Consider the following 26,315-nt stretch of genomic DNA (forward strand, 5'->3'; position numbering starts at 1 on the left):
GCGCTGTGATAGCGATCATATTTATAAAAAAGGTAAAGCCGTTATCGCTTTTCATCATTGACAGAAAAAGCGCTGGCGGTTCGGAAATAACTTTGTGTTCATTATTAATTCGCCTCGCGTCACATTTACGCAAAAACATAAAACGGCAAATAAATTTAGCAATTGTCATTCCCTCTCTCTTTTACAACATTAACGGGCACGGCTTAATCAAGCCCTCCGTTAAATAACGCGCTGCGGGTAGAAGGGGAGTAATAATGGCGACCTGTTCCGTATTGGGTAAAAAAGAAAAAATAGGCTACGGCCTGGGCGATATGGCCAGTGCGCTGGTCTGGCAAACGGCGACGCTGTTTCTCGCCTATTTTTATACCGACGTTTATGGGCTGCCCGCAGCGATTATGGGTACCATGTTTCTGCTGGTGCGCGCGCTGGACGCCTTCGTCGATCCCTGCATCGGCGCGCTGGTCGATCGCACCCGCACCCGCCATGGCCGCTTTCGTCCCTGGCTGCTCTGGTTCGCGGTGCCGTTTGGCGTCTGCTGCCTGATCACCTTCTACGTGCCGGACGCCGGGCCGACGGTGAAAATCATTTACGCCTGCGTTACTTACACGCTGCTGAGCCTGGTTTACTCCGCCATTAACGTGCCCTACTGCGCGATGCCCGGCGCGCTGACGCTCGACCCACGCGAGCGCCATTCGCTCCAGTCCTGGCGATTCGGGCTGTCGTTTATCGGCGGGCTGATCGTCACGGTAATTGCGCTGCCGCTGGTGAACTGGTTGGGCGATGACAACCCGCAGAAAGGCTATTTCTATGCCATGAGCCTGATGGGCATGCTGGGCGTGGTGCTCTTTTTTTGCTGCTTCGCCATGACGCGTGAGCGTTATTATTCCGCAGCGGAAAACAGCGGTTCGATGCTGAGCGATTTAAAAACCCTGACGCGCAACAGTCAGTGGCGCATTATTTTCATCTTTAATATTTTGCTACTGACCGCGATAGTCACGCGCGGTTCCGCCACGCTCTATTACGTGAAATATGTGCTGCTGCGCCCGGAGCTGGTTTTCGCCTTTATTGTTTCCGGCATGGCGGCGGCGCTGCTGGGCGCCTTATTATCCGAACGGCTGCTGGGGAAATTCGACCGCGTGCGCGCTTACCAGTGGACGATTATCACTTTCGTGCTGCTCGGCTCGTTGATTTTCTTTTTACCGCCGGTCGCGCTCTGGTGGATATTCGGCATTAATATCGTCTTCAGCTTTATTCAGAACCTGACGACGCCGCTTCAGTGGGCCATGTTCTCCGACGTGGTGGATTATGAAGAACAGCGCAGCGGGCGGCGGCTTGACGGGCTGGTGTTCTCCACCGCGCTATTCGCCATTAAGTTCGGCCTGGCGCTCGGCGGCGCGCTGGTCGGCTGGATTCTGGCGCTGGTGGACTATCTGCCTAACCAGGCGCAGCAGTCGGCAGGCGTGCTGACCACCATCAACGCGCTTTTCACCCTGATTCCTTCGGCGCTGTTTCTCAGCATGGCGCTGCTGCTCTGCCTCTACAAACTCAGCAGCCGAAGAGTGGCTGAGATTGCCAGCGAGCTGGCGCAGAAGCGTCAGCATCACGAAGACACGCCTCCGCTTGTTTCCGCAATTCAGGAGTAATGTATGACCGCAATTTATCAGAACCCGCAGCGCCCGGTGGCGGAACGCGTCGCCGATCTGCTGGCGCGTATGACGCCGGAAGAGAAGTTCGCCCAGATGCACGCCTTCTGGCTCATCCTGTCCGCCGACGGCAACCACCGCGAACGCAGCGACCTCAGCGACAGTTTTTCCGGCGCCGGTCAGCTGAACGACCTGAACGCGCGGCTACGGCGCGGCGTTGGACAAATTACGCGCCCGCTGGGCACGCACGTAGTTGACGCGCGCGATGGCGTCAGAGCAGCCAACCGCCTGCAAAAAACGCTGATGGAGGAGACGCGGCTCGGCATCCCGGCGCTGTTCCATGAAGAGTGTCTGGTCGGCCTGCTGTGCAAGGACGCCACGCTGTTTCCGTCGCCGCTGAACTATGCCTCCACCTGGGACCCTGAGCTGATCGAGCAGGTGGCCGCGGCCATCGGCGAAGAGGCGCGATCTACTGGCTGTCGGCAGGGGCTGGCGCCGGTGCTGGACGTTTCGCGCGACGTGCGCTGGGGGCGCACTGAAGAAACCTTCGGCGAAGATCCCTGGCTGGTCGGCGTGATGGCGACCCATTTCGTCAGGGGGCTCCAGGGCGAAAAGCGCGACCTGCTGGCGACGCTGAAACACTATGTCGGCCACTCCTTCAGCGAAGGGGGACGCAACCATGCGCCGGTGCATCTCGGCTTCTGCGAGCTGAACGACACTTTCCTGCTGCCGTTTGAGATGGCGGTAAAGCTGGCCAATGCCGGTTCCGTGATGCCCGCCTATCACGACATCGATAATCAGCCTTCGCACAGCGACGCCTTCCTGCTGACCACGCTGCTGCGCGAGCGCTGGGGCTTTGACGGCATCATCGTCGCCGATTACGGCGGCGTCAGCCTGCTGCATCAGCATCACGGCGTGGCGCGCGACGCGGCGGAATCCGCTGCGCTGGCCTTTAACGCCGGGCTGGATATCGAACTGCCGAAAGATGACTGCGCGCAGCATCTGGCGCAAGCGGTCGAGCGCGGGCTGATTACGATGGAAAAAGTCGATGAGATCGTGGCGCGTCTGCTGACGGAAAAATTCCGTCTTGGACTGTTTGAACAGCCCTACGCCGATGAAAACCGCATCAGCCTGCAAAGCGAGAATGCGCGGCGGCTGGCGCGCGAGACGGCGACGCGCTCGATTACGCTGCTGGAGAATAACGGCGCGTTGCCGCTGAAGCCGGAACAGCGTGTAGCGGTGATCGGCCCGACGGCGGACGATCCGCTGGCGCTGCTCAGCGGCTACAGTTTTCCGGTACATCTGATCATCAGCGATATGCAGGACCAGGCGGCGCAGGTCACCACGCCATTGCAGGCGCTGCGCGAGGCGCTGGGCGACACGCAGGTCAGCTATGCGCGCGGCTGCCATATCATTGAAAAACGCATGGCGGGCGCGCCGGTTTTCCCCGGCGACAGCGCCGGCAAGCCGATGCAGCAGTCGCCGGTGTCGCAGGATACGTCCCTTATCGCCGAGGCGGTGGCGCTGGCGAAAAACAGCGACGTGGTGGTCGCCTGCGTTGGCGACCTGGCGGGCCTGTTCCAGAGCGGCACGGTGGGCGAAGGTTCGGATACGGACAGCCTCACGCTGCCGGGCGTGCAGCAGCAACTGCTGGCGGCGCTGGTCGCGACCGGCAAGCCGGTGGTGGTGGCGCTGACCGGCGGACGGCCTTATCACCTGAGCGGGCTGGAGGATCGCGTGGCGGCGCTGCTGATGGCCTGGGCGCCGGGGCAGGAGGGCGGCTACGCGCTGGCCGACGTGCTGACCGGCCGCGCTGAACCGACAGGCAGGCTGGTACTGTCGGTGCCGAAAAGCGCTGGCGCGATGCCCTACTACTACAACCACAAGCTGAAAAGCGGCGGCACGCCGTTCGCCTTTCATTTCGGCGCGCGCTATCCGTTCGGCTACGGCAAAACCTGGACGGAGTTTACCTACGGCCCGCTGAGCCTGGCGCAGCCGGAGACGCCGGTGGCGCAGGGCACCATTGAGGTTGCGCTGGAGATAACTAACAGCGGCCAACGCGCGGGCAGCGAGGTGGTACAGCTCTACGTGCGTGACAATGTCGCCTCGATGGTCAGGCCGGTGCAGGAATTGAAAGCCTTTCAGCGCGTCATGCTGGAGCCTGGCGAAACGGCGCGGCTAACCTTCTTCCTGCCGACCGACATGCTGAACTTCACCAGCCGGGAAGGGGAGCGCATCGTCGAGCCTGGCGAGTTTGAATTGCAGGTGGGCGCCTCCAGCGGCGATATTCGTCAGCGGACGGTAGTGACGCTAACCGGCGAGACGCGGCGGCTGCCCCAGCAGTGGCGGATGCTCAGCCACTGCGAAGTTGCGCGCGGTCGCTAGTGCGGCTAAGGGCGCTTTCACCGTTTCCACCCGCGTCGGGATGCCGAGGTTCGGCGCGGATATCGGTGAAAGCGCCCGCTACTGCACCAGATGATGACTGATGGCGTACTTTACAATCTCGGCGTTGGTGGTGAACTTCATCTTCTTCATCAGCCGCGATTTATAGGTGCTGACGGTTTTATTGCTGATCACCAGCGCGTCGGCGATGGCGTTGATGCTTTCGCCGTGCGCCAGCATGATCATAATTTGCCGCTCGCGCATCGTCAGGTTCTCATGCGGCGGTCGGTCGCCGCTCTGGTACTGCGAAAAGACAATCTCCTGCGCCAGCTCGTGATCGATATAGCGTGAGCCGCGCGCCACCTGGCGGATCGCCGCCAGCAGCGCCTCCGGGTTTTTATCTTTGGTGATATAGCCCAGCGCGCCGCAGTAGAGCACGCGGCGGGCGATCTGCGGCTCGTTATACATGCTCAGCACCAGGATGCGCAGCGCCGGATATTGCAGAGTGATGCGGTTGATCAGATCCTCACCGCTGATGCCGGGCATAGAGATATCCAGCAGCAGCAGATCCACGCCGCCTTCGCGCAGCCGTTCCAGCACCTGGCCGCCGTCGGCTGCCTCGCCCACCACCTTAATGCCGTCGTCCAGCAGGAAAATCTGCTTCAGTCCCTCGCGCATAATGGCGTGGTCGTCAGCGATCATCAGGCGAATTGCTTGTGTCATCGGTTACTCACTTATTTTTCTTCGTAAACAGCGTGCGGGAGAGGACCGGCGGCCGGTGGGGGAAGCTCAGCTGTACGCGTGTGCCTTCGCCGGGCTTGCTGTCGATCACCACCTCGCCGTTCAGCATTGCCGCCCGCTCCACCATGCCCGGCAGCCCCCAGGCGTTAGGGCGCACGCGGCGCATATCGAAACCTTTACCGTTATCGACCACATCAATGCGCAGCCTGTCGCCATCCTGCTTCATAAAGAGATAGACGCTGGTGGCCCCGGCGTGGCGCTGCACGTTGGTCAGCGACTCCTGCACCACGCGAAAGGCGGCGGTGACGCACTCGTCGCTAAGGCGGAGATCTTTCCCGTGAGGCGGCACAAAGATACAGCGGGTCGTATTATGCTTGTTGAACTCGTCGCGCAGCCACTCCAGCGCCGGCACCAGGCCGAGATTCAGCATATTGGGCCGTAGACGGGTGGAAACGTCGCGCACCACCTGAATGGTACCGTCGACCAGCTGCATCAGATTATCCACCTGCTGATGCACCGCGTCGCCCGCTTCCGGCGACTGCATGCGGATCAGCGACAGTCCGACGCGCAGCGACGTCAAATGCTGCCCCAGCTCATCGTGGATCTCATGAGCGAGGTGTTTGCGCTCCGCTTCGCGCTGCGCCTCCTGGTTGCGCGCCAGCAGGCGCAGCTGCTGATGCGCCTCGCGCAGCTCCTCTTCCGCCAGCCGGATGGCGGTAATATCGCGCCCGACCGTCAGCACGCTCTCCAGCTCTCCGTGCAGATCGAACTCCGGCACGCTGCGCACATGCAGGATGCGTTTGCGATCGCCGTGGTTCAGCGTCAGCTCGCCCTCCGCCTGCTCGCCGCTCGCCAGGCTGTGCGACACCAGCCGCAGCAGCGCCATGCCCGCCTCGTGGTGCGGCACCGCTTCGGTCAGCTGCCAGCGGTAAATATCCTGTTCCTGGCCGTCAAACCATTTCAGCACCGGCGGGTTGACGTAAACGCAGCGCAGCGACAGATCGAAGCGCGCGATCATATCCGGCGAGTTCTCCACCAGGGCGCGGAACTGCTTCTCGCGTAGCTGCTGGATCGCCTCTTTTTGTTTCAGCTCGCGCACGTCGCGCACCACGCACAGCGCATGCGGCACGCCGCCGTGCAGGTAGAGACTGGAGCTGACCTGAACGGAGATCGGCTCGCCCCGGCGCGGAGTATGCTGTGAGGTAAAGGTGATCCCTTCCGGTCGCATCGTCAGCTTCCACCACAGCGCCGCCACGTCATCATCTTTGAGTTCATGATCGAGCGCGGCGAAACTGACCTGCATCAGCGCGCGCTGGGAAAAGCCCATTAATTTGCATGCCTTTTCGTTGACATATTTTATCCGCAGCGCCCGGTCCACTAAATAAATCGCATCGTGAATACGATTTAACGCAATAGAGGAGAGGGTATCGGACGGCGTCAGCGCAGGATTAAGATAATCGGAATAATTCTGCAATCGCGGCTCTCCAGATCGGGTCTCATTCATGCGCTTAGCAGGAAACTTCGCGCGATGCTAATAAAATAAACTTCCCTGTTGCCTTTCCGCTTTTCAATACAACCTCAGAATAATCTCAGGCGTAAACGCGGCTTTTTAATGTTTCTCTGGCGCGGGAAAGACGGGAGCGTACGGTGCCCACCGGAATATTAAGCTGCTGCGCCACATCCTGATAGCTGCCGTCATGACCAACCAGAATCGACAGCATGGTTTTTAGATCCTCCGGCAACGTTTCGATAGAGGCGAGGGTAGCGCCTAAAACCCGTTCATTTTCCGTGATATCGCTCGGATCGCTGTCATAAAGCATACCGGTAAGAATCTCATCGTTGAGCGTATCAAATAAAAAGCGACCCTGCTGATTTTTATAGTAATTACGGATCAGATTAATTGCGATGCCGAACATCCAGGTTTCCGGGCGCGAGGCGCCGATAAATTTATGACAGTTGCGCAGCACCTCCAGACAGGTCATCTGGGCAATATCTTCCACATCCTCATAGTTCGCCACGCGTTTGCGAATGAAATTCAGCAATTTCTTATTATTTTTCTTGAAAACATCAGACCAGTCGATATTGACGGCAACGGCTTCTACGGTTATTGGCTGGCTGGCAAGAGTGGTCATCATCTTATTTTCTCCAGAGGAATCAAAAGTGATTGCCTCATGGCTATAGCAAGCGCTGTGCCAGCAAAAATTAACGAACTAACAGCTTGTTTTTATTATTTACGCGCTACTCATCCAGGATATATCTGAGAAAAAAACGGCAAAACCGCTTTTATTTGCTGTGCCATTTTTTACACAAGTTTCGCTGATTAATAATTTCCTGCCGGTGAGGTTTTTTATTTCATCTTTTTTTGGAACCTGGCGCGCGGCGAGCCCACTTAACCGGGGTCAACCTGATGAGGAACGGGCGATGCTGAAGCCAAACCTGCCGCTAATGCCGCACCCTTTTAAAGCCCTGATGAAAGCCGCCGACAGCGGGCCGAACAAAAGCGCCGAGCGGGCGGGGCAAAGCGTGGCCGATACCAGCGCCAACGACATGAAAGAAGAGGTGGGGCTGATGTTTTCCGAGCGCGCCGAAAGCCAGAAAAAGGCCGAGCAGCGCCGTCAGCAGCAGCATGGGCTGCGCCATCGGCAGCAGGCGGGCAAAGTGCAGCTGCACAAGCTCTACGCCATGCTCGACTCCGGCGATCCGTCGCGGCGCGAAGCGCATCTGAGCCAGCTGCGTGACACGCTGAAGCGCAAACCGCCGGCGGATACCGATGAACTGCTGTCGCAGCTGGATAACGATCCGGCGCGCTGCGATCTGCTGCTGCGCGTGATGGAGCGCGAGGCGCGCGATCAGGGCGACAACGCGCTGTGCGAAACCATTAGCCGCCATCTGGAGACGCTGCAAACCCAGCACGGCGAACGCCTGCGCGCCGGGCTGAACACCGCCGCGGCGTTTGCGGAATACAGCGCGCACCCGCAGCAGCGTCAGACGCTGCGCAATCTCTATTACGACAGCATCGTGCATCAGCAGTCGGCGCTGGCGATGGTCGATCTGCTGCTGGCGCACACCGATCCGACGCAGTTCGTCTCCGGGCTGCGCACGCTGCAACGGGCGCTGGCCGACGATATCGCCGCGCTCGCCTCCTCGATCAGCACCGGCGCGCTGCGTCATATCCAGAACGGCCTGGCCGAGGCGCGTCAGGTGGGGCACACGCTGGAAGAGAGCCAGAAAATGCTGGACCGCATGGCGGGCAAGATGACGCTGCACGCCATCGGCGCGACGGAACTGACGCGCCGCCTGTTGCATTTCAGCCATCACGGCGCCTGGCAACAGGATCTGCAACAGCTGGGCGAAGACGTGGTGGCCAACGCCAGCCCGCGCCAGCTGTCGATGTTTTTCAACGCGGTGTTGCCGCTGGTGCGCAGCCTGCCGCTGGCGCTGTGGAAAGTGAAAGACGGACGCAAAACCGCACTGACGCTGCTGGCGAACCACAGCGCGGCGCTGCTGGGCAACGAACGTAAACAGGCGCATCGCGCCTGGAGCAAGCGGTAAGAGAGACGTGAGATGAACAGCCTGTTTTTAATCCTGAATAAAATCGCCATCAGCGCCATGCAGCGCTCTGAGATCGTCGGGGCCGCCTTCGCGCTGGCGCTGGTGTTTATGCTGATCATTCCGCTGCCGTTGCCGCTGATCGATACCCTGATCGCGCTCAATATCTGCCTCTCTTCGCTGTTGATCGTGCTGGCAATGTACCTGCCGAAACCGCTGGCGTTCTCCACCTTTCCGGCGGTGCTGCTGCTCACCACCATGTTCCGCCTGGCACTGTCTATTTCGGTCACGCGCCAGATTCTGATCCAGCAGGACGCCGGGCATATTGTCGAGGCGTTCGGCAGCTTCGTGGTAGGCGGCAACCTGGCGGTGGGGATGGTGATGTTCCTGATCCTGACCGTGGTCAACTTCCTGGTGATCACCAAAGGATCGGAGCGCGTGGCGGAAGTGGCGGCGCGCTTCACCCTCGACGCTATGCCGGGCAAGCAGATGTCGATCGACAGCGATCTGCGCGCCGGGCTGATCGACGTGCATCAGGCGAAGTTGCGTCGCAGCGATCTGGCGAAAGAGAGCCAACTGTTCGGCGCGATGGACGGCGCGATGAAGTTTGTAAAGGGCGACGCCATCGCCGCGCTGGTGATCCTGTTTATCAACCTGATCGGCGGTATCAGCATCGGCGTGTTACAGGTCGGGATGTCGGCGGGCGAAGCGATGCACGTCTTCTCGATCCTTACCATCGGCGACGGGCTGATCGCCCAGATCCCCGCGCTGCTGATCTCGCTGACGGCGGGAATGATCATCACCCGCGTCTCCTCAGACGCCGACACGATCGACGCGCCGAATATCGGCCGCGAGATCGCCGAGCAGCTTACCAGCCAGCCGAAGGCCTGGATCCTCGCCTCGATGGGAATGCTGGGCTTCGCGCTGGTGCCGGGAATGCCGGGAATGGTCTTTACCCTGCTGGCGCTGATTACCCTCAGCAGCGGCGGCTTTCAGGTATGGCGCGCGCGTCATACGCTGCGCCTTGCCCAGCCGCAGATGGAAAACGAAGTGATCCCGCCGGAGCTGAACGGTCGTGAAGATCTGCGCCAGTTCAACCCGACGCGCCCCTATCTGATCCAGTTCCCGACCGTCTGTCGCGGCAAAGCGGAAACCCTCGATCTGGTGCAGGAGATCCGCCGCCTGCGCAACCGCATCGTCTACCACTTCGGCTTTACCCTGCCGGCGTTCGATATCGAATTCAGCGACCGGCTGGAGGCGGACGAGTTCCGCTTCTCGGTCTATGAGATCCCGAAAGTCATGGGCACCTTTAACACCGGCTGCGTGGCGGTGGAGGCGCGCTGGCTGGAGAGCCTCAGCGCGCAGGAGCAGCAGGCGCTGAGCGCATCCGCAGAATCGACCGCCGTCGCCGCGCCCGCCGCAGGCCAGGAGGCGGCGCAGGCGGAAGCCGCGCCGCTCAAACCGGCGTTGGGCCAGGCGCTGCGTCAGGAAGCGGACTATCTCTGGCTGCCCGCCGACCATCCGCTGCTGGAAAATGAAGCGGTGGCGCGCTGGACCGCCGCCGAGCTGCTGCTGAAGCGCATGGAGAACGCCATTCATGCCAGCAGCCCGCACTTTATCGGCCTGCAAGAGACGCGCGCGCTGATGGGCTGGCTGGAGAGCGAACAGCCGGAGCTGGCGCAGGAGCTGCAACGCGTCATGCCGCTGGCGCGCTTCTCCAGCGTGCTGCAAAAGCTGGTGGCGGAACGTATTCCGCTGCGTTCGGTGCGCGCCATCGCCGAAGCGCTGATCGAACATGGCCAGCACGAGCGCGACGTCTTTTTGCTTACCGAGCAGGTGCGTATCACCCTGAAAACCCATCTGTGCCATCAGTACAGCCAGGCGGACGGCATTCACGCCTGGCTGCTGGCGCCGGAGCTGGAAGAGGCGTTGCGCGACAGCCTGCGTCAGACGCAAAACGACATCTTCTTCGCGCTCAGCCAGGAACAAATTCAGTCGGTGCATCAGCAGGTGCGCCGCGCCTTCACCACCGGCAACGAACGGCAGTCGGTGCTGCTGGCGGCGCAGGATCTGCGCGGCCCGCTGCGCGCGCTGATCGCCGAATCTTTCCATCAGGTGCCGGTGCTGTCGTTCGCTGAACTGGAACCGGCGCTGGCGGTGCATGTGCTTGGCCGCCTGGAAGCCGATCCCGCCTTTTATTCACTCACCAGCTGGGAGGGAGAATAATGTTTGAACTGCGCGTGCTGTCCGGCCTGCATTGCGGCGCCGCTTTACCGCTCAGCGGCGATCTCTGGCAGATCGGCGCCTCGCCGCAGGCGGATCTGCTGCTGAGCGATGAAAGCGCCGCCGACAGCGAACGCTGGCTGCGCCGTCATGAAAAAAAATGGTGGCTGGCGCAGCAGGCGGAAGCCGAAGAGGGCGAACCGGTCACGCCGGAGGAGCCGTTTGTGCTGGGCGGCGTCTGGCTCTGCGTCGCGCGGGCCAGCACGCCGTGGCACGAGGCGGCGGCGCTGCCCGCCAGCGCGTTCGTCGCTCCGGCCGCCGCGCCGGAAGCGCCTGTGGCGCGCGCGTCCGGTACGCCGCGCTGGATGCGCGGCGTACTGTTCGGCCTGCTGCTGCTGTTCAGCTTTACCGTGGTGAGCTGGATATTACAGCCGACGGTGGCGCAGCCCGCCGCGGAGAGTTCGCGTCCGGCGTGGGGCACGGTAGAGGATCTGCGCGCGCCGTTGCAGATTATGCTGCGCGAGCGCGATCTGGCGAACAACGTTCAGATATCCCGTCAGGGCGAGCGTCTGCTGCTGAGCGGCACGCTGAACAAAGCGCAGATGAGCGTCTTCAACCGCATGATGACGCGCTTCTATGCGCGCTACAGCGCCAGCGCGCCGGTAAAAAGCGCGGTGCGTCCGCTGGAGAAAAAGCTGCCGTTTCGCATTGTGCAGATCGCCACCGGCGCACGCGCCAATATCGTCACCGACGAGGGCGATCGGCTGTTTATCGGCGATCAGATCGGCGATCTGCGGCTGGTGGCGATCACTGACGATCGCGTGGAGTTCAGCGGCCGCGATCCGATTACGGTGAAATGGTGATGCGCGCGGATCTCGACAGCTGGTTCAGCCAGCAGCAGCAGCGCCTGCGCCAGCCCGACGCGGTCAGCGTCTGCGGCCGCATCACCGGCATCAGCGGCATTCTGCTGGAGTGCAGCCTGCCGCGCGCGCGCATCGGCGATCTCTGCCGCATCGAACGCGACGGCGACAGCGTGATGGCGGAAGTGGTGGGCTTCAATCCGCAGCATACATTGCTGTCGGCGCTCGGCCCGCTGGACGGCATCGCCCAGGGCGCGCGCGTGACGCCGCTCTATCTGCCGCACAGCATCTGCGTCTCCGATGCGCTGCTTGGCTGCGTGCTGGACGGCTTCGGCCGTCCGATAGATGGGCAGGGCGTCGGCGCTTTCGCGCTGCCGGGCGAGGCGGAACATACCATTCCGGTGCTGGGCGACGCGCCGCCGCCCACCGCGCGTCCGCGTATTTCAACGCCTCTGCCGACCGGCGTGCGCGCCATCGACGGCATGCTGACCATCGGCGTCGGCCAGCGTGTCGGCGTTTTCGCTGGCGCGGGCTGCGGCAAAACCACGCTGCTGGCGGAACTGGCGCGCAACGCCCCCTGCGACGTCATCGTCTTTGGGTTGATCGGCGAACGCGGCCGCGAGCTGCGCGAATTCCTCGATCACGAGCTGGACGAGGCGCTGCGCAGCCGCACGGTGCTGATCTGTTCCACCTCCGATCGCAGCAGCATGGAACGCGCCCGCGCCGCCTTTACCGCCACCGCCATCGCCGAAGCCTTCCGCGAGCAAGGCAAAAGCGTGTTGCTGATCCTCGATTCCCTGACCCGTTTCGCCCGCGCCCAGCGCGAAATCGGCCTGGCGCTGGGCGAGCCGCCCGGACGCGGCGGCCTGCCGCCCTCGGTCTACACCTTACTGCCGGGTCTGCTGGAGCGCGCGGGGCAGACGCAGAGCGGCGCGATCACCGCGCTCTATTCGGTGCTGATTGAGGCGGACTCGATGAACGATCCGGTCGCTGACGAGGTGCGCTCGCTGATCGACGGCCATATCGTGCTGTCGCGCCGCCTGGCGGAGCGCGGCCACTATCCGGCGATTGACGTGCTGACCAGCCTCAGCCGCACCATGAGCAACGTGGTGTCGCGCGAACAGATGCGCGACGCCACCCAGCTGCGCCGCATGATGGCCGCCTGGCAGCAGGTGGAGATGCTGATCCGCCTCGGCGAATATCAGCCCGGCCACGACGCGATGACCGACGCCGCCGTCAACGCGCAGCCCGATATCAACGGCTATCTGCGCCAGGCGACGCGCGAGCCCAGCGAGTGGCAGCAGACGTTGCAGCATCTTTCGGAGGTAAGCGCCCATGCGCCGGAAAATTAATCTGCCTGACGAACTGCCCGCCGGGGAGAGCGGCGAAAACCTGCGCGAGGCGTTCGCGCTGCTGCTGCCGATCCGCCGTCAGCGTTTGCGCCGCAGCGAACGTCAACAGCGCCAGCATGAACAGCGGCTGGCGCAGCTGCAAAGCGCGCAGCGCGACGCCGAACGGCAGCTGACGCAGCGGCGGGCGGCGTATCAGACGCTGCGCGACGGTTTTGACGGGGCGCATCTTGGACATCAGCCGCTGACCGAATTACAGCGTGGGCTGCAACAGGAGCAGCGCGCCGCCGACGCGATGCAGCGCCAGCGTCAGATCTTAAGCGACTGCGCCGTGCAGTGCGACACGCAGAGCGCCCGGCTGGCGGCGGCGCGCGCGGAAACCCAGCAGCGCCAGCGCGAGCTGGAGAAACTGGAAATGCTGATGCAGGAGATGCCGTCATGAATCCTTTTATCACCGAGCGTCCCGCCACGAAGCTGCGCCCTGAACCGGAGCGGCGCGAACCACGCGCGCAGGCGGAAGATCGTCCACGCGCCGCGCCGCAGCCGACGCGTCCGAAGCCCGCTCAGCCGCAGCCCGCCAATGCGCAGCCGAAACCGCAGCCGCGCGGCGCGGAGCGCGGCCGCAGCGAACGTAGCCCGACCAGCGCCCAGAGCGGGGCGGCGAAACGCGGCGAACAGCCGGAAAGCGCCTGCCCGGACGGCATGCTGTTCAGCGCCCTGCTGGATACATCGCCAGCGCCACTGCCGCTCTCCATCGGCGTAACGGAACTCCCGACCCAGCCGCGCTTTGCGCCGCCCGCCGCTTCGGGCGCATCGGGCGCGGCGCCGATGGCACTCTGGCAGCCGCTGGAGGCGGAGCTGGGCCGCGTGGTCGATCGCCAGCCGGACGGCCCGGTCGCCATGACGCTGCTGCTGCCGCGTCTCGGCGAGGTGGACGCGCGTATGCAGCCGCTGACCGCTGGCGGCTGGGATATTGCGCTGCGTTTCTCCCCGTCGGCGCTGGGCGCGCTGGAGGCGCATCAGGAGCGCTGCCGTCAGGCGCTGCGCCGCCGCATGGCCTGTCGCGTGCGCCTGCGTTTTGAACAGCGGGGGCAGGCATGAAACGGATTTCGCTGCCGCGCCTGAATGCGGAGGAGGCGCGGCTGCGCCAGCGTATCGGCGCCGGTCAGTGCTTCCCTTATCAGCTGAATGACGACGCAGGCGCGCTGACGCTGCGCCTGACCAGCGCCGCCCCAGCCAGCGACGCGCTGGCGCTGCGTTGCGACGGCGGCCCGCTGTGGATTGGCGAGGCGGAAAGCGTGCTGGCGCTGCTCTCCGACTGTCCTGCGCTGCCGTACGCTGAAGCGGCGCTGACGCCCTGGTACTGGCCGCTGTTCAACCAGGCGATCAGCCCGCAGATCGCCACGCTGCTCGGCGAGCTGGCGCCTGACGATGTCGCCGCGTCCGCCGCGCCCTTGACGCTGCGGCTGACGCTGACGCTGGGCGACCTGCGCGCGCAGGGCAGCCTGACCGCCCCGATCGCCACGATCAACGCTCTGCTGGATAAGCCGGGCTGGCAGCCGGTGAACACGGCGCTGCCCGACGCGCTGCCGCTGGGTTTCCCGTTGATCCTGGGGGGCTGACCCTGAGCGTCGCGCAGCTCACGCGGCTGCGGCCTGAGGATGTGCTGCTGCCCACGCGTGCCAGCTTCTCCCCTGACGGCGAAGGCAGGGTGCGGCTTGGCGGCCTGCAACTGAGCGGCACGCTGAATGGCGAGGCGGACCGCGCCTTTTTTACTCTTTCTGACCTGGAGATCCCCTCTGTGACATTTCCCTACGATAACGATGATACGACCCCTGTTGAGCACTCTGAAGAGGAATGGCAGGACGAACCGACGTCGGAGGTCGCGGCGTTTGACGCGCTGCCGCTGGCGCTGACGGTGCGCTGCGGTCAGCTGCGCCTGACGCTGGGCGAGCTGCAACGACTGAACCGCGGGGCGACGGTGATGGTGGATAACGTGCAGCCGGGCGAAGCGCTGCTCTGTCACGGCGATTTCCCGCTGGCGAAAGGCGAGCTGGTGGATGTGGAAGGGCGGCTGGGGCTACAAATCACCCATATGCTGCCGGGCAGCGTCAACCCCCTGAGCCACGGCAGGTAAGCGATGACGGAGATGCAGTCGCTTAACCCGATGATGCTGGCGCTGTTCCTCGGCGCGCTTTCGCTGGTGCCGATGTTGATGATTATCTGTACCTGTTTTCTGAAGATTTCGATGGTGCTGATGCTGACGCGCAACGCGATGGGCGTGCAGCAGGTGCCGCCTAACATGGCGCTTTACGGCATCGCGCTGGCCGCGACGCTGTTCGTGATGGCGCCCGTGTTCAACGATATCAGCCAGCGCGTGCAGGCGATGCCGCTCGATTTCAGCAATATGGAGCGGCTGGAATATACCTTCGGCAACGGCGCGGAGCCGCTGAGAAACTTTATGTCGCACAACACCGACCCCGATATTCTGGTGCATTTACAGGAGAACGGCGCGCGCATGTGGCCGAAAGAGATGGCGCAGAGCATCACGCCGCAGAGCCCGCTGCTGATTATTCCCGCCTTCGTGCTGTCGGAGCTGCAAAACGGCTTCAAAATCGGCTTTCTGATTTTTATTCCGTTCCTGGTGGTCGATCTCATCGTTTCCAACGTGCTGCTGGCGCTGGGGATGCAGATGGTGTCGCCGATGACCGTTTCGCTACCGCTGAAAATCCTGCTGTTTGTGCTGGTCAGCGGCTGGACGCGGCTGCTGGACGGCCTGTTCTACAGCTATCTGTGAGGCGGCGATGGAGATATTGACCTTTTTTCGCCAGGCGATGCTGCTGGTGGTGCTGCTCTCCGCGCCGCCGCTGATCGTCGCGGTGCTGGTGGGGATTGTGATTTCGCTGGTGCAGGCGGCGATGCAGTTGCAGGACCAGACGCTGCCGTTCTGCCTGAAGCTGGTGGCGGTCGGCATGACGCTGGTGCTGACCGGACGCTGGGTTGGCGTGGAGCTGATTCAGCTGACGCAAAACGCCTTCGCCATGATGTCGCGGGTGGGCAGCTGATGCTGTGGAGCGACGCGCTCGACCAGCTGTTCAACGCGCTGCTGGCGCTGCTGCTCGGTATGGCGCGCATTTTCCCCTGTCTGCTGCTGACGCCGATTTTCTCCTTTTCCGCCATTAAAGGGGTGCTGCGCACCGCGATCGTGGCGGCGCTGGCGCTGTTTATCGCGCCGCTGCTTTACCACGATATGCTCGGCGCTTCGCTGTCGCTGGTCGCTTATGCCGGGCTGGCGATCAAAGAGCTGATCCTCGGCACATTGATCGGCCTGATCCTCGGACTGCCGTTCTGGATGTATGAATCGGTGGGCGCGCTGTTCGACAACCAGCGCGGCGCGCTGATGGGCGGGCAGATCAACCCGCAGCTGGGGCCGGACGCCACGCCGCTGGGCTACCTGATGAAGCAGGTAATCATCCTGCTGCTGATCGTCGGGCCGGGCCTGAACGCGGCGACGCAGCTGATCTGGGACAGCTACCGCATCTGGCCGCCGCTGACCTGGCTGCCGCCGCTGAGCGCGCAGGGCTGGGAAGTGTGGCTGGGGCTGCTGAAGGAGACCTTCGTCAGTATGGTGCTCTACGCCGGTCCGCTGGTAGGGCTGCTGCTGCTGCTTGATTTCGCCGTCGGCATCATCAGCATTTACAGTCCGCAGATCCAGGCGACGGTGCTGGCGATCCCGCTGAAATGTCTGCTCGGCCTGCTGTTTTTCGTGCTTTATCTGCCGCTGCTCAACCACCTCGCCGGCGAACGGCTGTTTGAGCTGCGCGATCTGAGCCATCTGCTTCCCCATCTGTTTGATACAAAAGGCGCGGCACATGAGTGAAAAAACGGAAGACGCGACCCCGCAAAAATTGCAGGAGTCGCGCAAAAAAGGGCAGGTCAGCCAGAGCCAGGATATTCCCAAATTGCTGATTTCGATTGGCATTCTGGAAGCGATTTTCGCGCTGGTGGACAGCGGCATGCAGCGCATGGAATCGATGATCATGCTGCCGCTGATGCGTATCGGCCAGCCGTTCGGCCACGCGATGGAGGAGGTGGTGACCGACTCGCTGATGGTGCTGCTGCTGTTTTCCACCCTTGTCGGCGCAATCGCCATGCTGCTGCGCATTGTTGGCGGCTGGCTGCAATTCGGCCCGCTGTTCGCCGTGGAGGCGATGATGCCGAAGCTGGAAAGCCTGAACCCGGTGAACCACTTTAAAAATATGTTTTCGGCGCGGCAGTTCACCCAGCTGCTGACCAGCATTATCAAGGCGACGGTCATCGGCGTCGTACTGTGGTTCGCGCTGGAGCCGGAGATCGGCAATCTGGCGCGGCTGGCGCAGACCGATCTCAACACTTTCTGGCACGGCGTGCTGTCGCTGTTTATCAAGGCGGCGCGCCAGGTGCTGATGGCGCTGCTGGCGATGAGCGCGCTCGATTTCGGCCTGCAAAAATATTTCTACCTTAAGCAGCAGCGTATGAGCCACGAGGATATTCGCAACGAATATAAGCAGAGCGAAGGCGACCCGCATATGAAAGGGCACCGCCGCCAGGTGGCGCACGAAATCCTGAACGAAGCGCCCAGGGCGCCGCGTCAGGTGGCGGTGGAGGAAGCGGACGTGCTGCTGGTCAACCCGACCCATTTTGCCGTCGGGCTTTACTATCGTCCGGGGGAAACGCCGCTGCCGCGCCTGCTGTTTAAGGCCAGCGACGACGACGCGCACTATCTGATCGAGCAGGCGCAGCGCGCGCGCATTCCGGTGATCCGCTATATCTGGCTGGCGCGCACGCTTTATCGCACCACGCCGGAGGGCGGCTGGATCCCGCGCGAAACGCTGAAGGCGGTGGCGCAGGTTTATCGCCTGCTGCGCGAGCTGGAGGATCACTATATGGATGAGGTGATTGAAATGGAGGATGAATAACGTGAGCCAGCTGTTTAATGCTGACAGCTTTGCTGGCGCAGGCGTGGCCGCTTCCCTGAACCAGCCTGTTTCATCCGTGTATCGATACGCCTGACGGCCCGTCTGTGCGACAGGCCGTCGCTCAGGCTAAGCGGCCGTCTCCGCCGTTTCCGCCAGGCGCGTCAGCAGCGTCGGCATAAAGCCCCGGATCTGCTCTCCCTGCTCGATAAAGGCGTTCACCAGCGTGGTGAAGCGCGGCGCATCCAGCTGCTCCAGCGGCTGCTGACAGCAGAGCCGCAGCGTCAGCTGCGCATCCAGCGCCAGCCAGCAGCCGCGCATCGCCTCCATCTCAAAATTCATTGCCAGCAGCGCGCGCCACATGGCTGGATCGTCCGCCATCTCCTCTGGCGGCATAATACGGCAGTGCAGCAGCAGGTTCTCGCCCGGCGGCAGCTCCATCACCACCAGCTCCTGTTGCTGCGCGTCCAGCAGGGCGCAGACGCCGTTCTCCAGCGTCAGTTCAGTATTCAGCGTGCGGCCATAGTGATCCAACAGGCGCTGTAAAAGGATATTGCTCATGTGTGGCTCCCGTTAACTTTTCAGTACCCGACCGTTCTGTTGCGCGACGCCCAACGGAACGGCCAGCTGTTCGGTGCTGCGCTTCGCCAGCTCGCCTTCCAGCGTGTAAGAGAGCGGGCTTTGCTGATCGCGGCCATAGCTAAAGCTGATTTTCCCCAGGTTGCGGCTTTTGGCGATCGATACGCTGCTGCCGCCGCCCAGCAGAAACATCGGCGTGGCGACGCCGTCGCTTTTGCTTTTGCTTTCGGTAAAGGCGATCGACTTGATGCGCATATCGCTACGCGTTTGCAGGCGCTTCTCCAGTTCGTCGCGGCTGATGCGTCCGGCAAGCCAGTCGGCGTTCAGGCGCTCTTTCATTTCATCCTTCGGCTCCAGCGTCACTACCGCCTGGGTATCGCTGGAAAGCTGCATCTGCTGAAGCAGCCCGCTGAGATGCGTATCGTTCGCCATCATCGCGCGGATGCGGTTGGCATTGCTCAGCTCATGGTTGGACTCCGTTTCATGGCTGAAGAGATCGCCTATCCAGTGCAGCAGGCCGTTGCCGTTGATTTTGGCGAGGTTGTTATAGGTGGATTGATATTCCGCGCTGCCCGGCAGCGGCACGCGCTGGGTCAGCGCCTCACGCTGCTGGCGCAGCTTCACCAACTCGCGAATAGCGCCATACTGCGCGTTGTTGGTGACCTTGCCCTGCGCTTCGTGCTGGCCGAAAAAGGTCAGCAGCGCATCAAGCTTCTCATCGGGCGTTTTTGCCGTTTTATCGCTTTTCGCGTCGGGATCTTTCAGCGACGCCATCAGCTGCGCCGTGGCGCGATCGGTAAAGGCTTTCGACAGGCTTTCGGTCAGCTTATCGATATGGGTGCCCGCCAACCGCTGCGGCTGCGCCAGTTCCAGGCTCAGCGCCTGTTTGGTGCGGTTATCGAAGCTGAAGCGCACCCCCGCGCCGGTGATGGCGGAGATCGGCTGGCGCGCCTGATCGGTGCGGTTAGTCACACCGGTGGGCGACATAAAGCGCGCGTCGGCGCTGCCCTGGTTAAAAAAGCGCGCGCGGTTATCGCTGCGGGTATGTTTGTTGCTGCTGGCGTTGCCGTTGTTGTTGCGCTCGCGCGATGCCGCCGCGATGTTGGCGCCGACCGAAACGCCGCCGCCGACGCGCGTCATGGCGATGTGCTCCTTCTCGTTTTTATTGGTCATCGGTACGCCGATGCTGGCCTGCGCCGCGCCGTTGGTGTCGAGGCTGGCAGTCCAGGTGCTGCCGTTTTTCACCTTATGGTCGTTGCCGCGATCCAGCAGCTCCAGCGGATCGATCTGGTCGCTGGCCAGGCGGCTGAGGAAGCTGTTCAGCTCGTTCTCGCCCAGGCTGAAGGTAACGCTGTTCTGCGCCTGACGTTGCAGATTCGCGGACGCCGCGACGCCCAGCCTGACCACCGGCGAAGCGGTGTGGCTGTCGTTTTTACCGAAGCTGACGTCGTTGGGGTCGACATGGCCGGTCAACACGTTGTAGCCCAGCGCGGTAAAGGGCGCGATGCCGCCAGAACCGTTGCGTCCCACGGTCACCGTCAGGCCATCTTCGCCGCGCGTAAAGGCGAGGCTGTAGCCGCGATCGGCGTTGACGCGCGCGCCCGTCACGTTAAGCGTCTGGCTGCCCGGCAGCACCATGGAGGAGGCGAAGGCGCCGTAGCCGCTGTTAAACGTCAGACTCTCGCCGTTGCTCAGGGATTTCAGCTCTTTCTCGACGTTCTCAATCAGCTGCGCCTGGTTCGGCGCGTTAAACAGGGTGCGCGAGGTGAGGTTAAGGCCGTGGTGCGGCTTGCTGAAGGCGTTGGTCATCTTCCTGATGGCGTCATAGCTCGCCTCCACCTGCTGAAGATTGGCGAAGCCCTGGTCGGTGAGCTTTTTCACCGTATTGCCGCCCCAGGTCTCGTCGCGCAGCTTGCGGATATTCTTTTGCAGCTCGGCGCGCGCGGTCTCCTGGCTGTCGCCGAACGCCAGGCTGCGCTCATAAATATCGATCGCGCTGTGCAGGCCCTGCTGCGTCATCGCATCCAGAAACAGCCGCGACTTCACCAGCCCCAGCTCATCGCCGCTGTCGCGCACCGGCTTTTCGACGTTGGGCTTAAGGTGATCGATCGTCAACCGGCTCTTTTGCATGCCGGTCACCACGTTCTGCGCCGCCGTCGTGTGTGCCGAAGGGTGGTTGGCAATCATCTGATGCAGCGTGCCGACCATGCGGGTGTCGCGCTGGCGTGAACTGCTGAGATGGCCGCCATGCGTGTGTTTAAGCCTGGCTGCGTCGGTATTGATCTGGTTATTCTCGTTAAGCACGCCGTAATGCTGACCCACCGCGCGGCTTCGCAGCATCAGACTGTGTCCCAGATCTTCGGCGAAGGCGTTGATCTCTTCATGCAGCGCCGGATCGCGGGTATGAATATTCAGCTTTTGCAGGCGCTGCTCCAGCGGCGGTTTGCGCTGCGTGGTATGGGTATGCTGCGCAGTGATATCGTGCGCGATCTGGTTCTGCGCCTGATAGAGCGGCGACAGTCCCTCATGGCCTTTAAAGCGCTGCTTCACTTCATGGTTAAGGTTTTTCAGCGGACGCGGGCAGAGGCCGCCGGAGGTGCGCAGTACGAACGCCTCCATACGTTTTCTGAACGGGTTGTTCACTTTCGTCGTGTCGTTGCCGGTGCTGCCGAACAGATCGATCTCCCGCTTCCAACTGACGTGGGTACCGGGAATGCGTCCCGTTTTGCTCGCGTCGCCCAGCCGACCGAAGGTTTCGGCGGAGCTGTTGTTTTGGTGCGCGCTCAGCGCCTGCTGGCGGTTAACCGGCTGCCAGGCGCCCGCCTCCAGACGCGCGGCGTTGCCGTTGCTGTCCGCCGCCATCAGGCGACCTTTTTCGTCGGTATGCAGGCTGGCCAGCGTGCCGAGGTTCGGCGGCGCGCTTACCGGCTGCCAGCCGTTGCCGCCATTGCTCTGCCACTGCTTGCTGTCCAGCATAAACAGTTGACCGCCGCCGGTCAGGCCGAACAGCTTATTGTGTTCGTTGACCACTATATCTTTCAGCTGTGCCTGCTTCGCCGCGTCGCCGGTCAGCCCCTGCGTGGCGGGCAGCCCGACGGAGGTCAGCGTCTGCGTCGGCAGACGATCGCGGCGCTGGCCCGGCGACGTCTGGTGCAGCTTCACTTCGCCGCTCTCATTCAGCGACAGCAGACGCCCGTTGCCCAGCGGGGCGATAGTCTGCGTTTTGCTCTCTTTGCCCAGTCCGTGCACTGCCAGATCCGCTTTGACGCTGTTTTTCACCTGGGTCAGCTGGAACAGGTTGTTGTGATAGAGGGTTTTATTGCCCGCCTGATTGATTTTCAACGGCTTCGCTTCGCCATCTTCCACCTTCATCGGCATGCCGTCGCTGCCGCGCACCAGGCGGTCGGCTTTCTCCGAGGTCGGCTCCCAGCGCTGCGACGTCGAATCGTAAAAGTGCACGTTGCCGTCCATCAGCGCCAGCTTGCCGAGACGTCCGCAATCCACCACCGCGTGCGGCAGCGGTTCGCTGCGCCGCAGGCCCTTCTGGTAATCCATCACCATGCTTTCGCTCAGGTTCCAGCCCGGCGTCACGCCGTTGGCGTCGAGCTGGCAGCTGTGTTCATTGTCCATGCGGTCTTTGACCGTCGCATGCAGACGGCCCTGGCCGTCGCTGTGCAGTGCGGCGATCTGCGCTCCCGCGCCAAACGCCGCCTGCACTGCCTGGTTGCGCGGATCTTCGCTGAAGTTGATTTCGCTGGCGCCTGCGGCGGGCGGCGCGGCGCTGAACAGCTTGCCGTCGGGATCGACCGCCAGAATCTGGCCGCCGTGCAGCGCGATGGCGCCGAGGTGAAAATCGCTCTGCTGGCCGTTTACGCTCTGCTTCATCGCCAGCTTCGGACTTTGCCAGTCATGGGTGGTGATGCTGTTCAACAGCCGTAGGTGCTGCGCGTGCGTCTCTTTATCTTTTAATACCACCGCCATTTCACCCTGCGAACCGGCGCTAAAGGCGGCGATTTTGTCATCGAACATCAGGCTTTTTTGCTGGCTGCTGAGGTTGTGCAGACGCTTGTCGCCCTGAATCGCATAGAGCTGGTTATCGCCCTGGCGGCTGAGCTTATCGAAGGTTTTTTCATCGACGCCGTGCGTCGGCTCCCAGCGCTGGCTGCTTTCATCGAACCGGTGGAGGCGCTTCTCATGCAGGCGCAGATGCTCGGTCTGGGCGCCGTCGGCGCGCTGGTGGCTGAAGATGCCGGTCAGCATGCTCTGCACCGCCTGATCGGGCAGCGGACGATGCTCGCGCACGCCGTTGTGAAGCAGCGCGATGCGCTGGCCCGCGCGGTCCATGCGGGGCTGTTGTTCCGGCGCAACGGGCTTGCTGTGCGCGATGGCGGTAAAGGCGAGCGGCGAATCCTGTACGTTCAGCAGGCGGCCGCTGTGATCGAGCAGCACGTGCTGATGCTGGCCGTTATTGGCGTGCCAGCGGTAGCGCTGGTCGGTTTTCCCCAGCGTCTGTTCCAGCAGCGGCGCGAGCGCGGGAGAGGCGTTGATGTTCAGGCGTTCGCCGTTCAGCGACAGGTTGTTCAGCAGCCCGTTCAGCGGCGTCGCCGCGCCCGACGGCGGCTGGCTTTCGGGAGAAGGGCGCTCCATCCGCTGACGCTGCGCCTGCTTCGCCGCCAGCGTGGTTTTTTCATCCGCGCTGAGGGCGGCGGCGTGGCGCTCCGAGATCTGATCGACCAGTTGCAGCATAGTGTTGCTCCAGTCGGCCAGCGACGCGGCGGTGTCCGTAACGGAAGCGGTTCTGCCGGAATGCGGTTCGGCGAGCGCGGAAAGCGAATGGCGGCGCGCCGGTGCGGCAGGACGAGGCGTTTCGCCGCTTCCGCTGAGGGAGTGTCGGCGCGCCGGCGGCGGCTTTACCGGCCTGCCGTCAACCGGCGTCGCGTTGGCCTCGCCGGTGGAGTGCCGTCGCCGCAGCGCCGGGCCGTTGTCCGCCTGCTGAGCGGCATGTGGGGTTTCCGCGCCGCTCACTGAATGACGGCGCGCGGGCGGCGCATTGACCGGCCAGGCATCGACCGGCGTCGCGTTGGCCTCGCCGGTGGAGTGACGGCGCTGCAATGCCGGGCCGTTGTCCGCCTGCTGAGTGGCATGTGGGGTTTCCGCGCCGCTCACTGAATGACGGCGCGCGGGCGGCGCATTGACCGGCCAGGCATCGACCGGCGTCGCATTGGCGTCGCCGGTGGAGTGGCGGCGTTGCAATGCCGCTCCGCCTTCCGTCTGCTGGCCGCCGCGCGGCAACTGCGGCTCTGAACGCTGACGGCGCAGCGAGGAAGCGGCGCCCGGCTGCTGACGGGCAGAAGCGGGCGCCCGCGCCGCGCCCTGAAGTAAATTGCTGCTGCTGCGCTGCGTGGCGCGCGCCGAGCCCTGGGCGACAGCGGATGAGACGCTGCTGCGGGCGCTCATGGCGCTCACGCCGCGCGCGGCGGCGGCGCCAGCGATAACAGGGGGGAAAGCCATTTAACCTCCTCGGCGAATAAACAGATAACGACGCGAACGCGTCGAACCGATCCCTGAGTGGCTTATGCGGTGAGGCGGTTCCAAAAAAAGCGCGGACAGCAAGAAAAATGGAGCGCGGCAGAGAGCGTAAAAAGCAGGAAAGCGGGCGAGCAAAACGCTGAAGCGGGTTTTGCTCGCATGGAGAGCTCAGGGATGCACCTGAACCTGCGTGTAGTCATACGGGCCGTTGCGCAGCTCCGGCTGCCACCAGATAGTGAGCTGTTGCAGATTGGACTGCGGACGACAGCGCATATCCTGACAGCCCGACGGCGCTTTTGGCGCGCAGGCGCCCAGCAGCAGAGTCGTCAGAACGGTTAACGCGAGTTTACGTAGCATAGCGATCCTTAACGTAACAGACGGCCGGCGCTGACGCCGCCGGAGGATGAGAGCAGCGAGACGCGGCCCGGACGGGCGGCGGCGCCGGGTTCAAAAGCGACGTAGACCTCGGCGGATTCGCCGGGACGCAGCTGGGCGCGCGGCCAGACAGCGACCGCCAGCGTGCGGTCGCTGCGGCAGCTCGCTTCGTCGAAGCGCCGGGTCACGTTGCTGTTATTGGTCACCACGCCGACGGCGATCTGCACCGAGCTGTTGTGGTACCACTGATGACGACGATAGTCGTTGAACAGGCCGCCCGGCAGGCGACAGAGCGCGCTCAGCGTTTCGCCGCTGCCGCCGGTCGAAAAGCCGGTCGGCACGCGGTTTTCCGCCAGGTCGCGCAGCGCCGTCTCCACCAGGCTTTTCATATCGGTATATTTATGACGGCGGTTGACGTCGCCCATCGCTTCATTCAGCTGCGTGCGGTTCTCATCGGCGATGTAGCGCGAAGGATCGACCTGATCGCCCACCAGATGCGGGGTGATGATAAACAGCCGTTCGCGCTGCGACGTTTCATGGCGGGTGGAAGTGAACAGCTTGCCGATCAGCGGAATGCTGCCGAGGATCGGCACGCGACGCTCGCGATCGCCGCTCTGCTTGGTGTGGAAGCCGCCCATCACCAGCGAGCGCCGCTCCTGCACCAGCGCCTGGGTGCTGATCACGCCGTTGCTGGTGCCTTCCGCTTCGCCGTCATCGTTTTTCTCCAGCTTGCCGTCTTCGACGTCGACAATCAGCTGCACCGACGACTGGCTGCTGCCGATGGCGCGCGGCGTGACGCGCAGGCTGGTGCCAGCGGTGACCGCCTGAATATCGGCAACCCGTTCGCCGACGGCGCGGATAAAAGCGGTGTCGCTGAAGTCGATCACCGCGGGCTGATTCTCCAGCGTCATGATCGACGGATTGGCGATGATCGAGGCGGTGCCTTCGCCTTCCAGCGCCTGAATATCGGCGAAGAAGCGGCGGAAATCGGTGACGAACAGCGTGCTGGGGCCGGAAAGCAGCGTCGATCCGCCGCTGACGTTGCCGAACTGGCCCGCCCAGCTGCTGGAAAGGCGCGCCAGTTCGTTGCGATCGATATCGACGATCAGCGCGTCAATTTCGATCAGCTTCTGCGGCACGTCGATCATGGCGATCAGCGACTGGTAGGCGCTGCGGTATTTCGGATCGTCTCGCACCAGCAGGGCATTGTTGCGCACGTCGGCAGAAACCCGTCCCGCCATGGCGCTCAGCGCGCTGCCAGCGGAAGATCGATCCTGATGCGAACCGCGACCAATCAGCTGGTTGAGCACGTTCTGCGACTCCATCCGCATCTGCTCCATACCGTCATCGCCGCCCTGACCGCTGCTCATGCCTTTGGCGCTGTCGCTGCTGCTCTGTCCCAGCAGTTCGTTCAGCATGGTGGCGACGCCCGGCACCAGCAGCGTCTGATCGCGGTAGCGAATATTGCGGTCGGCCACCGAAGCGTACTTCAGCGGAAACGCCATCATCTCTTTCGGCGATTTATCCTCTTTTGGCGTGTCCGATTTTTTGGCGAAGTCGGCAATCAGATTGACGTACTCCGGCGGACCGGTGACCAGCACCACGCCCTCGTCAGGCAGCTCGCCCCAGCCGAAGCGCGGCTCCAGCAGGCCGACGCCCTTCAGCGCCTGTTTGATATCGGGCGCGGCGTCGGGCGAAATTTCCAGGCGGCGCGAGGTTTGCGCCGACAGCGGGCTGACGTAGAGCGTGTTGTTATAGACGAACCACTGAAAACGGTACTCCAGCGCCAGACGGTTCAGAAACGCCTCCGGGCTGGCGGCGCGCAGACGGCCGGTCACGTTGCTGTCGGGCAGCGTGCCGATATTGATGTCGACGCCGAAGCTGTTGGTGAAGTCTTCGAGAATAATATTGAGCGGCGTGTTGTCGGCGGAATAGGCGTAGGCGCCGTTCTTCCAGGCTTCCGGCGTGCTGGCGTACAGCGGGCTGCTACAGGCCAGCAGCAGCAGGGCGGCGGCCCAGCGCAGCGGTCTTGTTATTGCGGGCAGGGTGATCACACCTTACTCCTTTCTTCTTGATGTCACGATCGGGCGGGAAAGCCTGTTAGCGGCAGCCGTAGCTGCCGCGCGTCAG

The 26,315-nt window shown here is 62.9% G+C and carries 21 protein-coding genes; 14 read left to right on the top strand and 7 right to left on the bottom strand.

Going from position 1 to position 26,315, the window contains the following annotated elements:
• Window positions 1–254 precede the first annotated feature (254 nt).
• Both C2E16_RS03230 and C2E16_RS03235 read left to right on the top strand, forming a co-directional pair.
• On the top strand, window positions 255–1,643 hold the full coding sequence (locus C2E16_RS03230) for an MFS transporter (protein ID WP_084971142.1): 1,389 nt from the start codon (window positions 255–257) through the stop codon (window positions 1,641–1,643).
• Window positions 1,644–1,646: 3 nt separating this feature from the next.
• Complete coding sequence (locus C2E16_RS03235; protein ID WP_038628631.1) at window positions 1,647–4,028, top strand: glycoside hydrolase family 3 N-terminal domain-containing protein; 2,382 nt, start codon at window positions 1,647–1,649, stop codon at window positions 4,026–4,028.
• 78 nt (window positions 4,029–4,106) lie between these two features.
• Here the strand turns inward: C2E16_RS03235 and C2E16_RS03240 are convergent, their stop codons facing one another.
• The 3 genes from C2E16_RS03240 to C2E16_RS03250 all read right to left on the bottom strand — a co-directional run bounded on the left by C2E16_RS03240 (window position 4,107) and on the right by C2E16_RS03250 (window position 6,901).
• A complete protein-coding gene (locus tag C2E16_RS03240) occupies window positions 4,107–4,748 on the bottom strand; it encodes a response regulator (RefSeq protein ID WP_084971144.1) in 642 nt (213 codons plus the stop codon).
• Window positions 4,749–4,755: 7 nt separating this feature from the next.
• Window positions 4,756–6,270 carry a PAS domain-containing sensor histidine kinase gene (locus C2E16_RS03245; RefSeq protein ID WP_084971146.1) on the bottom strand — a complete coding sequence of 505 codons (1,515 nt, stop codon included), beginning with the start codon at window positions 6,268–6,270 and terminating at the stop codon, window positions 4,756–4,758.
• 85 nt (window positions 6,271–6,355) lie between these two features.
• Complete coding sequence (locus tag C2E16_RS03250; protein WP_103790867.1) at window positions 6,356–6,901, bottom strand: RNA polymerase sigma factor; 546 nt, start codon at window positions 6,899–6,901, stop codon at window positions 6,356–6,358.
• Between the two features lie 286 nt (window positions 6,902–7,187).
• Between C2E16_RS03250 and sctW the strand changes: the two genes are divergently transcribed.
• Genes sctW through sctU form a run of 12 tightly spaced genes read left to right on the top strand, consistent with a single transcriptional unit; the run spans window position 7,188 to window position 17,705 of the window.
• Window positions 7,188–8,318, top strand: coding sequence for a type III secretion system gatekeeper subunit SctW (gene sctW, locus C2E16_RS03255; RefSeq protein WP_084971148.1), 1,131 nt, complete (start codon window positions 7,188–7,190; stop codon window positions 8,316–8,318).
• Window positions 8,319–8,330: 12 nt separating this feature from the next.
• On the top strand, window positions 8,331–10,541 hold the full coding sequence (locus tag C2E16_RS03260) for an FHIPEP family type III secretion protein (RefSeq protein WP_104951410.1): 2,211 nt from the start codon (window positions 8,331–8,333) through the stop codon (window positions 10,539–10,541).
• The gene (locus tag C2E16_RS03265) at window positions 10,541–11,401 is read left to right on the top strand and encodes an FHA domain-containing protein (RefSeq protein ID WP_038628625.1); all 861 of its coding nucleotides are present in this window, start codon (window positions 10,541–10,543) and stop codon (window positions 11,399–11,401) included. Before C2E16_RS03260 ends, C2E16_RS03265 begins: the two co-directional genes overlap by 1 nt.
• Window positions 11,395–12,750: a type III secretion system ATPase SctN gene (sctN, locus tag C2E16_RS03270; protein WP_104951411.1), complete on the top strand. Its 1,356-nt coding sequence runs from the start codon at window positions 11,395–11,397 to the stop codon at window positions 12,748–12,750. The genes C2E16_RS03265 and sctN overlap by 7 nt, the downstream gene beginning before the upstream one ends.
• Window positions 12,734–13,189: a hypothetical protein gene (locus C2E16_RS03275; RefSeq protein WP_052133958.1), complete on the top strand. Its 456-nt coding sequence runs from the start codon at window positions 12,734–12,736 to the stop codon at window positions 13,187–13,189. The genes sctN and C2E16_RS03275 overlap by 17 nt, the downstream gene beginning before the upstream one ends.
• A complete protein-coding gene (locus tag C2E16_RS03280) occupies window positions 13,186–13,848 on the top strand; it encodes a type III secretion system HrpP C-terminal domain-containing protein (RefSeq protein ID WP_052133957.1) in 663 nt (220 codons plus the stop codon). Before C2E16_RS03275 ends, C2E16_RS03280 begins: the two co-directional genes overlap by 4 nt.
• Window positions 13,845–14,369 carry a hypothetical protein gene (locus C2E16_RS21055; protein WP_257152252.1) on the top strand — a complete coding sequence of 175 codons (525 nt, stop codon included), beginning with the start codon at window positions 13,845–13,847 and terminating at the stop codon, window positions 14,367–14,369. Before C2E16_RS03280 ends, C2E16_RS21055 begins: the two co-directional genes overlap by 4 nt.
• Window positions 14,370–14,410: 41 nt before the next feature.
• Window positions 14,411–14,884 (top strand): FliM/FliN family flagellar motor switch protein, encoded by a 474-nt coding sequence (locus C2E16_RS21060; protein ID WP_257152253.1) that lies wholly within the window; start codon window positions 14,411–14,413, stop codon window positions 14,882–14,884.
• 3 nt (window positions 14,885–14,887) lie between these two features.
• Window positions 14,888–15,544: a type III secretion system export apparatus subunit SctR gene (sctR, locus tag C2E16_RS03290; RefSeq protein ID WP_038628618.1), complete on the top strand. Its 657-nt coding sequence runs from the start codon at window positions 14,888–14,890 to the stop codon at window positions 15,542–15,544.
• A gap of 7 nt (window positions 15,545–15,551) precedes the next feature.
• Window positions 15,552–15,812: a type III secretion system export apparatus subunit SctS gene (gene sctS / locus C2E16_RS03295; protein WP_038628616.1), complete on the top strand. Its 261-nt coding sequence runs from the start codon at window positions 15,552–15,554 to the stop codon at window positions 15,810–15,812.
• A complete protein-coding gene (gene sctT / locus C2E16_RS03300) occupies window positions 15,812–16,627 on the top strand; it encodes a type III secretion system export apparatus subunit SctT (RefSeq protein WP_038628614.1) in 816 nt (271 codons plus the stop codon). Before sctS ends, sctT begins: the two co-directional genes overlap by 1 nt.
• Window positions 16,620–17,705: a type III secretion system export apparatus subunit SctU gene (gene sctU, locus C2E16_RS03305; RefSeq protein WP_038628612.1), complete on the top strand. Its 1,086-nt coding sequence runs from the start codon at window positions 16,620–16,622 to the stop codon at window positions 17,703–17,705. The genes sctT and sctU overlap by 8 nt, the downstream gene beginning before the upstream one ends.
• A gap of 126 nt (window positions 17,706–17,831) precedes the next feature.
• Here sctU and C2E16_RS03310 read toward each other — a convergent pair whose 3' ends face one another.
• From C2E16_RS03310 to sctC, 4 genes are all read right to left on the bottom strand, one after another.
• Window positions 17,832–18,263 carry a type III secretion system chaperone gene (locus tag C2E16_RS03310; protein WP_038628609.1) on the bottom strand — a complete coding sequence of 144 codons (432 nt, stop codon included), beginning with the start codon at window positions 18,261–18,263 and terminating at the stop codon, window positions 17,832–17,834.
• Between the two features lie 12 nt (window positions 18,264–18,275).
• Window positions 18,276–23,792: an AvrE-family type 3 secretion system effector gene (locus C2E16_RS03315; RefSeq protein ID WP_104951412.1), complete on the bottom strand. Its 5,517-nt coding sequence runs from the start codon at window positions 23,790–23,792 to the stop codon at window positions 18,276–18,278.
• Between the two features lie 186 nt (window positions 23,793–23,978).
• Window positions 23,979–24,167 (bottom strand): HrpT family type III secretion system protein, encoded by a 189-nt coding sequence (gene hrpT / locus C2E16_RS03320; RefSeq protein ID WP_102752010.1) that lies wholly within the window; start codon window positions 24,165–24,167, stop codon window positions 23,979–23,981.
• Window positions 24,168–24,175: 8 nt separating this feature from the next.
• Complete coding sequence (gene sctC, locus C2E16_RS03325; protein WP_227746505.1) at window positions 24,176–26,239, bottom strand: type III secretion system outer membrane ring subunit SctC; 2,064 nt, start codon at window positions 26,237–26,239, stop codon at window positions 24,176–24,178.
• Window positions 26,240–26,315 lie beyond the last annotated feature (76 nt).

Source organism: Mixta calida, assembly GCF_002953215.1.
GTDB classification, from domain to species: Bacteria; Pseudomonadota; Gammaproteobacteria; order Enterobacterales; family Enterobacteriaceae; genus Mixta; species Mixta calida.